Source organism: Archangium gephyra, from assembly GCF_049060025.1.
GTDB classification, from domain to species: Bacteria; Myxococcota; Myxococcia; order Myxococcales; family Myxococcaceae; genus Archangium; species Archangium gephyra_A.
This window is the reverse complement of sequence record NZ_JBMEQQ010000002.1, coordinates 641,322-655,562: the sequence shown is the minus strand read 5'-3', so window position 1 is coordinate 655,562 and position 14,241 is coordinate 641,322. Positions and strand designations below refer to the sequence as shown.

At 70.0% G+C, this 14,241-nt stretch carries 11 protein-coding genes and 1 pseudogene; 7 read left to right on the top strand and 5 right to left on the bottom strand.

The window, feature by feature from the left end:
• On the bottom strand, positions 1 to 234 hold the full coding sequence (locus tag ACN28I_RS03055; protein ID WP_043409150.1) for a hypothetical protein: 234 nt from the start codon (positions 232 to 234) through the stop codon (positions 1 to 3).
• Between the two features lie 398 nt (positions 235 to 632).
• Between ACN28I_RS03055 and ACN28I_RS03050 the strand changes: the two genes are divergently transcribed.
• From ACN28I_RS03050 to ACN28I_RS03040, 3 genes are all read left to right on the top strand, one after another.
• Complete coding sequence (locus tag ACN28I_RS03050; protein ID WP_420940656.1) at positions 633 to 2,777, top strand: transglycosylase SLT domain-containing protein; 2,145 nt, start codon at positions 633 to 635, stop codon at positions 2,775 to 2,777.
• Between the two features lie 92 nt (positions 2,778 to 2,869).
• Positions 2,870 to 4,234 carry an SET domain-containing histone-lysine N-methyltransferase gene (locus tag ACN28I_RS03045; RefSeq protein WP_420940655.1) on the top strand — a complete coding sequence of 455 codons (1,365 nt, stop codon included), beginning with the start codon at positions 2,870 to 2,872 and terminating at the stop codon, positions 4,232 to 4,234.
• A gap of 209 nt (positions 4,235 to 4,443) precedes the next feature.
• Positions 4,444 to 4,830, top strand: a complete 387-nt coding sequence (locus ACN28I_RS03040) for a hypothetical protein (protein ID WP_420940654.1) — start codon at positions 4,444 to 4,446, stop codon at positions 4,828 to 4,830.
• 61 nt (positions 4,831 to 4,891) lie between these two features.
• Here the strand turns inward: ACN28I_RS03040 and ACN28I_RS03035 are convergent, their stop codons facing one another.
• Both ACN28I_RS03035 and ACN28I_RS03030 read right to left on the bottom strand, forming a co-directional pair.
• On the bottom strand, positions 4,892 to 5,482 hold the full coding sequence (locus ACN28I_RS03035; RefSeq protein ID WP_420940653.1) for a hypothetical protein: 591 nt from the start codon (positions 5,480 to 5,482) through the stop codon (positions 4,892 to 4,894).
• Between the two features lie 117 nt (positions 5,483 to 5,599).
• Entirely contained in the window at positions 5,600 to 6,823 is a 1,224-nt protein-coding gene (locus ACN28I_RS03030) for a cytochrome P450 (RefSeq protein ID WP_420940652.1), read from the bottom strand.
• A 206-nt stretch (positions 6,824 to 7,029) separates the two neighbouring features.
• Here ACN28I_RS03030 and ACN28I_RS03025 point away from each other — a divergent pair, with 206 nt between their 5' ends.
• The 4 genes and pseudogenes from ACN28I_RS03025 (at position 7,030) to ACN28I_RS03010 (ending at position 12,076) form a co-directional block, all read left to right on the top strand.
• Positions 7,030 to 9,243 (top strand): peptidase domain-containing ABC transporter, encoded by a 2,214-nt coding sequence (locus ACN28I_RS03025; protein ID WP_420940651.1) that lies wholly within the window; start codon positions 7,030 to 7,032, stop codon positions 9,241 to 9,243.
• A 16-nt stretch (positions 9,244 to 9,259) separates the two neighbouring features.
• Positions 9,260 to 9,517 (top strand): annotated as a pseudogene (locus ACN28I_RS03020) (transporter); the annotation flags it as partial.
• 67 nt (positions 9,518 to 9,584) lie between these two features.
• Positions 9,585 to 10,634 carry an HlyD family secretion protein gene (locus ACN28I_RS03015; protein WP_420940650.1) on the top strand — a complete coding sequence of 350 codons (1,050 nt, stop codon included), beginning with the start codon at positions 9,585 to 9,587 and terminating at the stop codon, positions 10,632 to 10,634.
• Positions 10,631 to 12,076, top strand: coding sequence for a TolC family protein (locus ACN28I_RS03010; protein ID WP_420940649.1), 1,446 nt, complete (start codon positions 10,631 to 10,633; stop codon positions 12,074 to 12,076). The genes ACN28I_RS03015 and ACN28I_RS03010 overlap by 4 nt, the downstream gene beginning before the upstream one ends.
• A gap of 7 nt (positions 12,077 to 12,083) precedes the next feature.
• Here ACN28I_RS03010 and ACN28I_RS03005 read toward each other — a convergent pair whose 3' ends face one another.
• Both ACN28I_RS03005 and ACN28I_RS03000 read right to left on the bottom strand, forming a co-directional pair.
• Positions 12,084 to 13,433 carry a hypothetical protein gene (locus tag ACN28I_RS03005; protein WP_420940648.1) on the bottom strand — a complete coding sequence of 450 codons (1,350 nt, stop codon included), beginning with the start codon at positions 13,431 to 13,433 and terminating at the stop codon, positions 12,084 to 12,086.
• Complete coding sequence (locus tag ACN28I_RS03000) at positions 13,375 to 14,169, bottom strand: hypothetical protein (RefSeq protein WP_420940647.1); 795 nt, start codon at positions 14,167 to 14,169, stop codon at positions 13,375 to 13,377. Before ACN28I_RS03000 ends, ACN28I_RS03005 begins: the two co-directional genes overlap by 59 nt.
• Positions 14,170 to 14,241 lie beyond the last annotated feature (72 nt).

The window sequence follows — 14,241 nt, the reverse complement described above, 5'->3', positions numbered from 1 at the left end:
TCAGATGGCGCGGCGCTGCGTGGCGTACGCCTCGATCCCCATCTGCGGCGGCGCCACCTGCTGGTTCATCTGGCACTTCACGCAGGTGAAGGACTGCCAACCACGGCGCACCGCCTCGTCGAGGCAGTTGTCGTAGTAGTTGCAGTTGAGGTTGCGGTGCGTCTCGACACCGGCCCGCTTCGGGCCAGCCTCGGGGTTGATGGTCTGCGGCAGATCAGTCGGACACGGCTTCAGCATGGAACGGAGCCCTCCCTCTACGGCTGTTTCCCCCCCGAACGCATGGGGCCAACCTCGGCCCGGAACGCGCGGTCACCTCGTCGGCAACCTTCCAGGTCATGCGGCTGACACGGCCGCGCAACCTAAGAAGCGCCCCCTTTTGACGCAACGGGCCAGGACCGTTTACGCCCACTACCACTCATTTCTCGGATTCCGGCAGCCAATGAATTGACAGCTGCCGAACAACCGGTCCTGTCGTCGCGGGGGCCGATCTAGGGCTTGTCGGCCCGGCTGTCAAACCGCACCCTGAGCAAGCGCTTTCTGACCCGGTGAGTGGATGTAGGGTGGGAATGGGTGCACGAGGCCCGAGGTTCTCCGCCCCTTCGCTCGGGCGACGAGGCGAAAAGGAGATGCACATGCGGCGGTGGACCGGAGCTGGACTCCTCACGGTGGTGGTGGGCGCGGGGGCGTGGGCACAGTCCCCCGAGACGCTGGAGGCGGTCCGGCTGCACCGCGCCGAGGCCCGGAGCCTGGCCCGGCAGGACCTCCAGAGTTGTATGAGCAGCAAGTGCCCGGACGCGGGCCGCATCGCCCTGCTGGCCGGAACGCTGGCGCTCGCCGAGGGGGATGTGGCGGAGGCGCGCACCCTGCTGACGGGGGCGTCGGTGGCCGAGCCGCTCCAGCCCTACCTGGCCTACTACCAGGGACAAGCGCACTTCTACGCGGGAGACGCGGCGGCGGCGGCGGAGGCCTTCGGGCGGGCGGTGGACAAGGGCCCCGCGGCGCTGACGTCCCGGGCGAGGGCCCGGCTGGGCGAGTCGCTGCTGGCCGCGGGCAAGGCGAAGGAGGCCGCCCCGGCGCTGGAGACGGCCGCCACCGAGGAGCCCTCGGCGGAGCTGCTCTACCAGCGCGCCCAGGCACGGCGGGCCACGGGCAATGCCACGGGCGAGCACGCGGACCTGAAGGCGGTGGCGCTGCGCTACCCCACCCACCCGTACGCGGACGAGGCGCTGGCGGCGCTGGAGGCGCGGAAGCCGGCGCTGAAGCTGACGCTGGGCGAGCACCTGCAGCGGGCGCGCGGGCTGCTGGAGGCCGGCGCGGCGAAGCGCACGCTGGAGGAGCTGGAGAAGGCCGAGGCGGCGAAGCTGGCGCGCACGAAGCAGGACAAGGCGCAGGTGGCACTGGTGCGCGCCCAGGCCCTCTACGCCACCGGGAAGCGCGAGGAGGCGGAGCAGGCGCTGGCCGTGGCGCGCCAGGGGCCTCCCGCGGTGGCCGCCGAGGCCGCCTACGTCACCGCGCGCCGCGCGCTCAAGAGCGACAACACCAAGGCCCGCGAGCTGATGGCCTCGGTGGAGAAGACCTGGCCCAAGGAGAGCGTGGCCGACGATGCGGGCTTCTACGTGGGCTGGTTGGATTTGCAGGAGGGGCACTTCGAGGAGGCGGTGAAGTCCTTCACGGCCTTCGATCAGCGGCACGCGCGCTCGCGGAAGCGGGACGAGGCGATGTGGTACCGGGCGCTGGCGCACATCCGGCTGGAGCAGTACGGCAAGGCGCGCGAGGTGCTCGGCACGCTGGCGGACACCTTCTCGCGCAGCAGCCTGGTGCCGCAGGCGCGCTACTGGGCGGCGCGCAGCCAGGAGCTGGAGGGCGCCAAGGCGGACGTCACCGGGCCCGCGTACGAGACCGTCATCACCACGGCGCCCAATTCGTACTACGCGCTGCTGGCCTCGGAGCGGCTGCGCGCGCTGGGCCGCCAGCCGCCCGCGAAGTTCCCCGAGGCGCCCAAGCATCTGGAGACGGGCGAGGTGCCGCCGGAGCTGAAGCTGGCGGTGGCGCTCACCGGGGCGGGCCTCTTCCGTGACGCGGCCGAGGAGGTGCAGGCGCGCACCTCGCGCATCCGCAACCAGGAGCAGGCGATGACGTTCGCACACGCGCTGCTGCGGCTGGGCGAGTACGGGCACGCGCACGCGGTGGCGGCGCGGCACCTGTGGGGCCGGGCCTTCGGCGCGCGGGTGCCCGAAGCGCTCGCGGCCTTCTACCCGCGCGCCTTCGCCAACGCGGTGGAGAGCGAGGCCACGCGCTACCAGGTGAGCCCCTTCCTGGTGTGGGCCATCATGCGCCGCGAGAGCGCCTTCCGTCCCGAGGTGGCCAGCGCCGCCGACGCGCGCGGGCTGATGCAGGTGATTCCGCCCACGGCCCGGGCCATCGCGAAGAAGCTCTCTGAGCCGGAGCCGGCGCCCGCGGAGCTGTTCTCGCCCTCGCTGAGCATCCGGTACGGCGCGTGGTACCTGTCGCAACTCATGAAGCGCTTCTCGCACCCGGCGCTCGCGGCGGCGGCCTACAACGCGGGGCCGGACGCGGCGGTGAAGTGGGTGAAGGAGAAGGGCGCGCTCCCGTTGGACTTGTTCGTCGAGGAGATTCCGTTCCGCGAGACGCGCGGGTACGTGAAGCAGGTGCTGGCGGACCTGTACCTCTACCAGTCCTTCTACGGGAAGGAGGCCGCGACGCAGCGGCTGTCCCTCACCGTGCCCTCCCCCGCCACCGAGGGTGTAAGCTTCTGAGCCGCACCCTCTCCTGACCGCGCAACCCTCCCTCTCCCCTCGGGAGAGGGCCGGGGTGAGGGCATGGAGCCCTCGGGTTGGACCCCTGAGCCGTGACACGGACTGACGAAGACACGGTCTCTGGCCTCCTGCACTGGTTCGCGAAGAAGGGCGCGCGCCTGCCCGCGCTCGCCATCCGCCACCACGAGGACGGCCAGCGCAGTGCCTACGCGCGGGCGCACATTCCGGCCGGAGCACGCATCCTGGAGGTACCGCGCCGGCTCTTCTTCTCCGAGGAGCTGGCGAAGGACTCCGAGCTCGGCCAGCGGATTGCCGACGCGGGCGTCGAGCTCCTCGACGAGCAGTCCTGGCTCGCCGCCTTCCTGCTCCAGGAGAAGCACGTGGCGGGCTCATTCTGGGCGCCCTACCTCGCCACGCTGCCGGACTCCCTTCACCACCTGCCGTTCTTCTTCAAGCCGGAGCAGCTCGCGCTCCTCGCCGGCTCGTCCGCCCAACGGCGGCTCGAGGTGCAGCGCCGGTCCATCGTCCTGGACTACGAGCACCTCTGCCGGCACGTCCCCGGGTTCGAGCGGTATGGCCTGCCCGCGTTCAGCTGGGCGCGGCTCACGGTCCTCACGCGCGTGTTCCGGCTCACCGTCCAGGGCAAGCGGACACGGGCCATCGTGCCGGTGGCGGACCTTTTCGATCACCGGCGGCCGAGCGAGGCGCGCTGGACCTATGACGAGGCGAGGAAGGCCTTCACCCTCACCGCGCTCCAGGACCTGAGGCCGGGGGATCCCATCCACGTCAGCTACGGGAGGAAGGGCAACACCGACCTCTTCGTCACCTACGGATTCTGCCTCGAGGAGAACGAGGACGACACGGCGGAAGTCATCGTGCCCGCCGTCCCAGCGGAGCACCGGCTTGCCCGCGAGGCGCATGCGCTCCAGGGCCTGGACAAGGGCTTCCGCATCCCCGCGCGCTATGACGCGGAGGAGACCCGGCGGCTCTTCTCCTTCCTGCGTGTCGCCTGCGTCCAGGAGGGAGAGCAGCCGGAGCTGGTCTCCGAGCCCCTCACCCCGGGAGAGGTGGCCCCCGTGAGCGCGAGGAACGAGGCGGCCGTGCTGCGGGCGCTGGCCGCCGCCTGCGAGGAAGCACTCCGCCGCTTCGAGACGACGCTGGAGCAGGACGAGGCGCTGCTGCGCGAGCCCGGGCTGACGGACACCGTCCACACCTGCCTGCTGCTGCGGCGCGGAGAGAAGCGGGTGCTGCACGCGTGGCGGTCGCTCGCCGGCACGGCCCTGCCGCTGCTGCAAAAGGCCTCACGGTCCGACCCTCCCATGGCAAGGGCCGGCGCGGGCCGGTTCGCCAGCCTCCTGACCCCCTCCCCTCCGCCCGAACCGCTTCAGGGTCCGTCCCTCGTGGCGGACAGCCGCGACTATCTGCAAGGAGTCGTCTGGGAGCTCGTCCACCCCTGAAGGCCAGGGCTCGCGGACTCTGAGAAACCACGGAAGAAGACCTTTATCTGTCTTCAGACAAGGAGGGCGTCCATCTCCCGACGGGCATCCCGCGCCCATGTCCGTTCCCGAGCTGATGGGCAGATGGACTGCTCAACCCTCCGGACACACGTATCCCATGCAGATAGCTTGCGCTGGCTGTCATTGGACTCACGCGTGGGGGGCTTTCCATGTACCGCTCGATATTGCTGTCTCTTGCCGTCGCCATCAGCATCGCCGGGTGCAACGTTCCGGACGAGGGGGTGCAGGACGTCCCGGCTCCGCAGGGCACCCAGGAGGAGGCTCGGCCCGAGGAGGCCAGCCAGGATGGCGAGGTCTCCGCACAGGCCGGAACCTGTCACGCGGGGTGGCGGGCCGGCCAGTACTGCAACTGGAACTCGGACTGCGGCAAGTACTGCAGTACGGGCCCGAAGTATGGCCAGTACTGCAACGGGAACTCGGATTGCGGCAGGGCGTGCGCGGGTGGCTCCCGGTATGGCTATTCCTGCTTCTACAACTCGGATTGCCCTGGCTCCTACTGCTTGAGCTCGACTTGCGTGCAAGCGTACTGCTTGTAACCGGGCCGCGATGAGCCCAGCACAGAGCCGCGCTCTCGCATGCGCGGCTCCGTGTCATCACTCACAGCGTGACGTTCACCTGGTACTCGCCGTCTCCGCCGGACTTCGCGGTCCCGGTGATGGTGGTGCTGCCCGCCTTGCGCCGCACCTTGCCCGTCCCATCGTCCTCGATCTGCCCGGTCATGCTCAGGTTCAGGGTGACCTCGCCCTCGAGCTCCCCCTCCATCTGGAAAGTGCCCACGAGCGTTCCCGTGAACGTGCCGTTGGGGATGTTGCGCAGCGAGAGCACCAGCTCCGGCTGCATCGTCGTGTCGGTGGACGTCTGGTAGGTGAGCTCCACCGGCTCCTCACCCTCGGCCGGGGTGACCTCGCCGTCCGAGTAGGTGACCATCCCGACGCGCAGGCGCATGCCCTTGTTCGAGGACGAGCCCTGATCCACCTGCCCACTGATGGTCAGCGTTCCCTCGGCGTCTCCATTGGCCGTCTGGGGAGGGATGTTCGCGCTCGAGGCGGCGTTGAAGCCCGCGAAGCCGAGCTGCAGGGACTTCTCGACGGACTTGTCGAGCCCGAGGTACGCGCGGCGGGCCTGCTCATCGGAGCTGACCTCGTCGCCGCAGCCCGGCAGGACCGCGGCGAGGAGGGACACCGCCACGAGAGAGACAACACGAAGGGAAGGAAGGTGCATGGCCCTGGTGTATCAACACGCGGAGCCGGGACTCCACCCGGAGCCCGGCCCTGGCGTTGAAGCAAGCCCCTGTTCCCCTCCCGGCTACAGCTCCACGGGGAGCGCGCACAGCTCCCGGTTGAGCGGGATGCGCGCCTCCCAGGTGGGCTGGGTGCCCTTCGCGGGCCGCACGTGCGGGAAGCGGCGCAGAAGCGTCTCGAAGAAGACCTGGGCCTCCAACCGCGCCAGCGCCGCGCCCAGGCAGTAGAACGAGCCGAAGCCGAACGCCACGTGCTTGTTCGCCCTGCGGGTGATGTCGAACCGGTCCGGATCGGCGAACACCGCCGGATCACGGTTCGCCGCGGCCAGCGCCAGGTACACCATCTGGTACTGCTGTATCGCCTGCCCGCCAATCTCCGCCGGCGCCACCGTGAGCCGGGTGATGAAGCCCACCACGTCGCCGTAGCGCAGGAACTCCTCCACCGCATTGGGAATGAGCGAGGCGTCCTCACGCAGCCGCGCGAGCTGCTCCGGGTGCTCGAACAGCAGCGTCATGCCCTTGCTGATGAGCCGCGCCGTGGTCTCGTGGCCCGCGAACAGCAGCAGCACGCAGTTGGAGAGGATCTCCTCCTCGCTCACCAGGCCCTCGGCCTGGGCGCGCACGAAGACCTCGAGGATGTTCTCGCGCGGGGCCCGGCGATGCTGGGCGAGCACGCCACGCATGTACTCCATCATCTCCATCACGCTCTTCTGGCTCCGCAGGAGCTGCTGGACGTCGAAGGCGCTGAAGATGGCCGTCAGGTCCCTCGACCAGCGCTGGAGCATGTACTCGTCGGTGAGGGGCACCCCGAGCATCTCCGCGATGACGCTCGAGGGCAGCGGAATGGCGAGCTCCTGCACCAGCTCCACGGAGCCCTTGCGCCCGGCGGCGTCGAGCAACGTGTCGGTGATGGATTGGATTTGCGGCCGGAGGTTCTCCACGGTCCGCGGGGTGAAGTAGCGCTTGAGCAGCGATTGGAAGCGGACGTGGCCCTCGTGGGTGGTGTGCCCCATCCACATGTTGACGGCGTCGCGCAGCGGCATGAGCTGCTTGCGAGCCTCCTCGGGGAGGCGATCGAACTGCACCATCATCGGTCCGGCGACCAGGCGGTCATCCCTCAGCGCGGTGGCGATGTCCGCGTGGCGGGTGAGGAACCAGCCCTGAAGCTGTGGGCTCCAATGAATGGGCTGCCCGGCGCGGAGCCGGTGGTAGAGCGGATGCGCGTCCTGGGCCGCCGCGGGGGTGAGGAGATCGAACTCGAGGGCTTGAGGAGTGGTTGCCTGGCTCATGGGCACCAGTTGACACCAAACCGGCCCCGCCTGTGTCTGTCACGGTTGAGTCACAACCCCCTCCCTCGGGGACTCATCGGTTTTCCCGAAGGAACCGCGCTTTTTTATCTGGTTTCCGAGAATTCGGCTCGGAATTACCCATAGGCGGACAACGGGCAATTCCGCTCGATGACGACGCCGAGACCGGCCCCGCACCGCCCCCGCTCATGTACGACCGAGACCTCGACGCCCCCGCTGCTGGCAGCACTCCCGGCCCCCCCGGCACGCCGTCCCCCGAGGTGCTCGAGCACCTCCTCTCCGAGCTCGCCCACACCGCGGGCGTCGAGCCGGGCGGCAACACCGCGCACGCCGCGCTCCTCGATGCCTCGCGCCAGTGCTCCGGCTCCCTCGAGGAGACGTGGAGCCAGCGCCTCCAGCACGCGGGGCAGTCGCTCGGCCTCACCCTCACCACCCTGCAACGGTCAACCGAGGACGTCCTGAGCGAGGGCAGCCGCCAGGGGCCGCTCGCCACCGTGTGCTTCCCGGAGCAGGGCGCCCGGTGGGTGCTGCTCGCCGCGTGGGTGGGCCCCCGCGTTCAGGTGCGCTCCAACCTGATCGCCGGGGGGGAGGCGTGGATGGAGCGCGAGGAGCTCTCCCGGCTGCTCGCGCCCTTCGCGGCGCAGCCCCTCACGTGGATGCTCGCCGAGGAGGCCGAGCCCATCCACGTCCTGCGCGGCGGTGAGGGCGCCTCGCCCACGCCCCTCTCCCCGTTCGCCCGGCTGCGCGCGCTGATGCACCTGGAGGCCGCGGACGTGCGCGCCGTGGTCATGTACGCGGTGGGCGTCGGGCTCTTCGCGCTGACCACGCCCATCGCCGTCCAGTCGCTGGTCAACACCGTGGCGTTCGGCGCCCTGCTCCAGCCCCTGGTGGTGCTCAGCATCCTGCTGCTCGGCGGCCTCGTGTTCGCCGGCGGCCTGCGCGCCATGCAGCACTGGGTGGTGGAGATCCTCCAGCAGCGCCTGTTCATCCGCGTCGTCAGCGATCTCAGCCACCGGCTGCCGCGCGTCCAGGCGCGGGCCCTGGATCGCGCCCACGGGCCCGAGCTCGTCAACCGCTTCTTCGACGTGGTCACCGTCCAGAAGGCCAGCTCCACGCTGCTGCTCGAGGGCCTCTCCGTGGTGCTCCAGACGGGCATCGGCCTGCTGATGCTCGCCTTCTACCACCCGCTGCTGCTGGCCTTCGATGTCCTCCTGCTGCTCGCCCTGACCGGCATCATCTTCGGCTACGGGCACCCGGCCGCCGCGGCCGGCCTCAAGGAGTCCAAGGCCAAGTACGCCGTGGCGGCCTGGCTCCAGGAGCTGGCGCGCCACTCCATCACCTTCCGCCAGCGCGGCGGGAGCGCCCACGCCCTGCGCCGCTCCGACGAGCTCGCCCGCGACTACCTCGGCGCCCGCCGCAAGCACTTCAAGTACCTCTTCCGGCAGATCCTCGGGGCGCTCGGCCTCCAGGCGGTGGCCAGCGCGCTGCTGCTCGGGCTGGGTGGCTGGCTCGTCATCAACCGCCAGCTCACCCTCGGCCAGCTCGTCGCCGCCGAGCTGATCGTCACCGCGGTGGTGGCATCCATCGCCAAGTTCGGCAAGCACCTGGAGGCCTGGTACGACCTGCTCGCCTCCATGGACAAGCTGGGCCAGCTCGTGGACCTGCCCCTGGAGCAGGACACCGGCGAGAGCGTCCCGCCCCGCTCCGGCCCCGCCGCCCTGGCGCTGCACGGCCTGGAGTTCCACTACCGCGAGGACGCCCCCGTGCTGAGCGGTGTCAGCCTCGAGGTGCGGGCCGGAGAGTCGGTGGCCATCACCGGCGCCACCGCCGGCGGCAAGAGCACCCTGGTGGATCTCCTCTACGGACTGCGCGCCCCCTTCCGCGGCCGCATCCTCCTGGACGGCTCCGACCTGAGGGATCTCTCGCTCGCCTCGCTGCGCCGCGACGTCGTCATCGTCAAGGCTCCGGAGATCTTCGCCGGCACACTCGTGGACAACGTCCGCCTGGGCCAGCCGGAGCTGCCGCTGCACGAGGTCCGCCGGGTGCTCGAGGCCGCGGGCCTGGGAGAGACGCTCGCCCGGCTCCCGGACGGCCTCCAGACGGAGCTCGCCACCGGCGGCCTTCCCCTGTCCTCGGGGCAGGTGGCGCTGCTGCACCTGGCGCGTGCGCTCGCGCTCCGCCCGCGCCTGCTCGTCCTGGACGAGGTGCTGGACACGCTCGACCCGCGGGCACGCGACCACGTGCTCCAGACGTTGATGGCCGGGGACGCGCCCTGGACCCTGATCCTCATCACCCGCAACCCCGAGCTGATCGGCCGCTGCACGCGTGCCTACGAGCTCACCGGCGGCCAGCTCCGCCCACTCGGCCCCGCCCAGCCTCCCCGCGTCGCCAACCTCTCCTGAGTCCGGAACCCAGACCATGACGATGCCCTCCTCGCCCAACAGTGGTCCTTCCGCGGAGCTCCCCGCCATGCGCCTCGTGCGGCACTCGACGCAGGTGGCGCGCACCGTGGCGCGGCTCCTCCTGCTCGCCCTGCTGCTCGCCGCGCTCGGGCTGCTGCTGGCTCCCTGGCAGCAGAACGTCACCGGCCAGGGCCGTGTCATCGCCTACGCGCCCCTGGAGCGACAGCAGTCCGTCCAGGCCCCCATCGCCGGGCGCATCACCCACTGGGCCGTCCAGGAGGGCTCGCGCGTGAAGGAGGGAGACCTGATCGTCGAGCTTCTCCGACAACGACGCGGACCTGATGTCGCGCCTGCAGGAGCAGCGCACCGCCATCGAGGCCCGCATCAGCGCCGCCCAGAGCCAGATGCTCGCCTACGAGTCCCGCGTGGACGCCCTGCGCGCCTCGCGCTCGTCGAGCATCGAGGCGGCCGGCTCGCGCGTGCGCATGGTGCAGGAGCGCATCCGCTCCGCCGAGCAGTCCCTCGCCGCGGCCGAGGCGGCCCGCGAGACGGCGCGCCTCAACCTGGAGCGGCAGCGCACCCTCCACAAGGACGGCCTGACCGCCACCCGCAGCCTGGAGCTCGCCCAGCTCGAGCTCACCAAGGCCACCACCGATGCCGAGAGCGCCCGCGCCAGCCTGAGCGCCGCCCAGAATGAGCTCGGGGCGCTCGGCTCCGATCGTCAGCGCATCCAGACCGATGCCGATGCCCACATCAACGATGGCCTCGCCAAGTACGAGTACGCCCGGGCCGACCTCGCCAAGGAGCGCATCGAGCTGGCGAAGCTGGAGAGCACCATGGCCCGCCAGTCCACCCAGCAGGTGCGGGCGCCTCGCGCCGGAACCATCCTGCGGCTGGTGGCCCGCCAGGGCGCCGAGGTGGTCAAGGCCGGCGACACCCTCGCCCTCCTGGTGCCCGACACCAACGCCAGCGCCGTCGAGCTCTACGTCCACGGCAACGACGCCCCGCTCATCTCCCCGGGCCGCCACGTGCGCCTCCAGTTCGAGGGCTGGCCCGCCGTCCAGTTCGCCGGCTGGCCCTCGGTGGCCGTGGGCACCTTCGGCGGCACCGTGGCCTTCGTCGACGCGGCCGATGACGGGCGTGGCAGGTTCCGCATCGTCGTGGTGCCCGACAAGACCGAGGAGTGGCCCTCCGGCCGCTTCCTCCGCCAGGGCGTGCGCGCCAACGGGTGGATCCTCCTCGACGAGGTCCGCCTCGGCTACGAGATGTGGCGCCAGTTCAACGGCTTCCCCCCTGCCCTCTCCTCCGAGGAGGGCGGCACCTTGAAGTCCGGCGGCAAGTCCGAGGACAAGGCGGACGGCAAGGACGACGGCTCGGAGGGGAAGTCTTGAACCCGCCGCGTCCGTGCTCTGCCGCGTGGGGGTTGCTGGCCGTGCTGCTGGTCGTGACGGGCGCCCCCCCGCTCGCGCGAGCCGCCAACCCGTCCCCGCTCACGCTCGAGGAAGTGCTCGGCTCCGTGCGCGAGCAGCACCCTCAAATGGAGGCGGCCCGGCAGGGCGTGGCCACCGCCGAGGCCGAGCTGCTGTCCGCGCAGGGCGGCTTCGACACCGTCGTGAAGGCCAAGGGCCTCTACGTTCCCTTCAGCTACTACCCTCACGAGCGTTTGGATGCGGTCATCGAGCAGCCCACCCCGCTGTGGGGCACGCGCCTCTTCGCCGGCTACCGCCTGGGACAGGGCTCGTTCCCCACGTACTACGGCCAGTACGAGACGCTCAGTGACGGCGAGGTGCGGGCCGGCCTCGAAATCCCCCTGTGGCGCAATGGCACCATCGACAAGCGCCGGGCCGACATCACCAAGGCGCGCCTGCGGCACGAGATGGCTGGCGTCTCGCTCACGGGCGAGCGGCTCGAGCTGCAGCGCGAGGCCGCCTACCACTATTGGGACTGGGTCGCCGCCGGCAGGCAGCTCGGCATCGCCCAGGCCCAGCTCGCGCTGGCCGTCACCCGCCACGAGCAGCTCGCCCGCCGCGCCGCCGCGGGCGACATCCCTCAAATCGAGCACACCGAGAACGAGCGGGTGCTGCTGGAGCGCGAGGCCGATCTGATCTCCGCCCGGCGCAAGTTGGAGCAGGCCGCGCTCAAACTCTCGCTCTACCTGCGTGACGCCGGCGGCGATCCGTTCGTCGTGCCGCCCTCGCGCCTGCCCGGTGGCCTGCCCGTCCCCGACGCCGTGCTCGATGCCCGGCTGGAGGCGCAATTGGAGCAGGCGCTGCGGCAGCGGCTCGAGCTGCGTGAGCTGGCGCTCCAGCGCGAGCTGTTCCGGGTCGACACCGAGCTGGCTCGCAACCAGGCGGCTCCAGCCGTGGATCTCGGCGTGGCCGTGGCGCGCGACCTGGGCTCGGGGCCCGCGAACCTGCGGCCCACCGAGCTGCAGGCCTCGCTCACGCTCGACATTCCCCTCCAGGCCCGGGGAGCCCGGGGCCAGCGCCAGGCCGCCGAGGCCAAACGGGCCGCCGTGGAGGCGAAGTCCCGGCTGGCGCGGGACAAGATCGCCACCGAGGTCCGGGACACGCTCTCGGCCCTGCACGCCGCCTACGAGCGGGTGGGACTCGCCCGGAGTGCCGCGGACGTGGCGCGCCGGCTCGCCCGGGGCGAGCTGACGCGCTTCGAGCAGGGCGCCACCAGCCTCCTGCTCGTCAACCTCCGGGAGCAGGCCGCCGCCGACGCGGAGCTGGAGGAGCTCAAGGCCCTGGTGGACTACCACCGCGCGGTGATCGATCTGCGCGCCACCACGGCCGCGCTCGAGCCCTCCCCCGGGCCCGAGGAGCGATGAGGACCGGCTACAGCCGGGTCAGCGTGAAGTCATCCACCTGGATGAATGAGTCGGCACCGGGCGCCCAATAGCCCGCGAACACACTCACGGTCGTGTTCGAGCCGGAGTTGAACGTGACCGACCGGGACGTGTAGTCGGGCAGGAAGCCGTAGTTGAGCTCGCTGATGATGGTGCCCGGCACCGTGCAGACGCCGAAGTAGCCTCCGACGACGTTGGCCGAGCTGCGAATCCAGGCCGTCAGGACGTAGTTCGTGTTCGGGGTGACCGCCACATCCTGCTTGAGGGCGTTCCAGTTGCTCGACGAGGTGCGGATCCACCCGTTGTTGGCGCCGCCGTGCGCGAAGCCCAGTCCCCGGTCGATGCCCTTGGTGTCGGTTCCCTGCACGTACCAGGGGAAGGACACGGTGCCGCTCGTCTGGTTCTCGAACCCCGAGTCCTGGAGGAGCCCGGGCGTGACGGACCTCGCGTGGTAGACGGCCAGCTCTCCGATGGACGTGAAATGAGAGCTGCCGCCCGGAGTGCCGATGACGCGGACGCCATCACCCCAGGTGTCGTTGAACACGAACGTGTACGTCCTGTTGGCCCCCGCGGCGGAGGTGAGCGGGTAATGGGGAGAGGTCCGCAGGTTGGTGACGTTGATCCACTTGCCGTTCTGCCGCACCTGCACCCAGAGGTTGCCGCTGAACCAGCCGCCGTCGGTGAACATGCCACCGGTCGTGTAGCTCACCTTGTTCAGGTTGTAGTGGCGCGGCCACGTGTACCCCCACCAATCCAGCGTCTTGTTCTCCTGATCCCAACTGTCCTCGTTGTCGTTGAGGTAGCCGTTGTTCAACCAGGCCAGGTTGCCGAAGTGCGCCGACTTCTCGATGGCCCGTGTCCCATTGGCGGGGACAGCGAGGTTCGCCGTGTCGCTCTTCGCGTTGGAGGGCGTCGTCGCCACCCGGGGCTCCACCACCAGCTTGCGCAGCGAGAAGTTGTAGTTCTCCAGCCCGCCCATGAAGGTGTTGGACTGCACGTACATCGTCTTGCCGTCGGTGCTGATGAACTTGGACGGAATCGTCGCGGAGTAACCGCCGTTCTTCGTGTCCGTCCACGGATAGCCGCCGTAATCCTTGCTCAGGAACTTCTTCCACGGGCCCCACGGCGCCGGCGCCTCGTAGAACTCGAACGTGTACTCGGTCCAGGACGTGTAGAGGTAGCGGTTGAGCGCCTTGTTGTAGACGACGCTCCCCTGCGAGAGCACTGAGAGATCTCGCGGCTGGCCGTACGGCGCCCGGGTGCTCACGTAGAGGCGCCGGTCATCCTGCAGCACGGGCTTGCGCAGGTGGATGTCCGAGCTTCCACGTGGCGTTCCCATTCAGATCGCCCGTGTAGAACTGCCAGGTGGCCCGGTTCTGGATGCTCGTCTTCGGCACTCGCGCCAGGAAGAGCTTCGTCGGGTCCGCCACCGTGTTGTCGAACGAGTCGCGCCAGTTGTAGTCGAGCCCGTACGCATACACATAGCCGTCGAACGTGTTCCAGGCGTTGTTCCTGCCGTAGTCCAGGAACATGATCGTCGTGAACACGTAATCGCCAAACATCGGCGCCGACGTGTTCCATGTCCACGTCGCTCCACGGTCCGTCGACTTCGCGATCGTCGCGTTCGGCGCGTCGTTGAAGTCCCACGCCAGATCCTGGACCGCCATGTACAGCGCGCCGTCCACGCACACCATGCCCGTCGGCTTGCGGTTGTACTCGCCCGCCTTCCACGTCTGGCTGATCCGCGTCGTCAGCGTCGTGCCCGTCAGGCTTCCGGGCAGTCCCTGGATCCGGCTCACCGCGATGTCGTAGACGGGGTTTGGCCGGGGCTCCACCATCGTGAAGCCGCGTCCGTCCCCGTTCGCCGCGTACAGATGGCCGTCATCCGACCAGCACGACGGCCAGAGATCTCCGTCCGACACCGAGCTCAACGAGTCCGCTGACTCGATGTGCACCGTGGAGAAGAACGTGCTGTCCTGGGGAACGATCGCCCGCGCCGCCCCAGCAGGCAGCACCAGGAACAACCCCGCCGCGGCCAGACCCATCCGCCCGAACGCCCTCCTGCATTCATTCATCCGAGTTCTCCACCGGCTCTCCGCGCCCACCGCGCGATTGAACGACTCAATCCGAGGAGGGATGAAATGCCC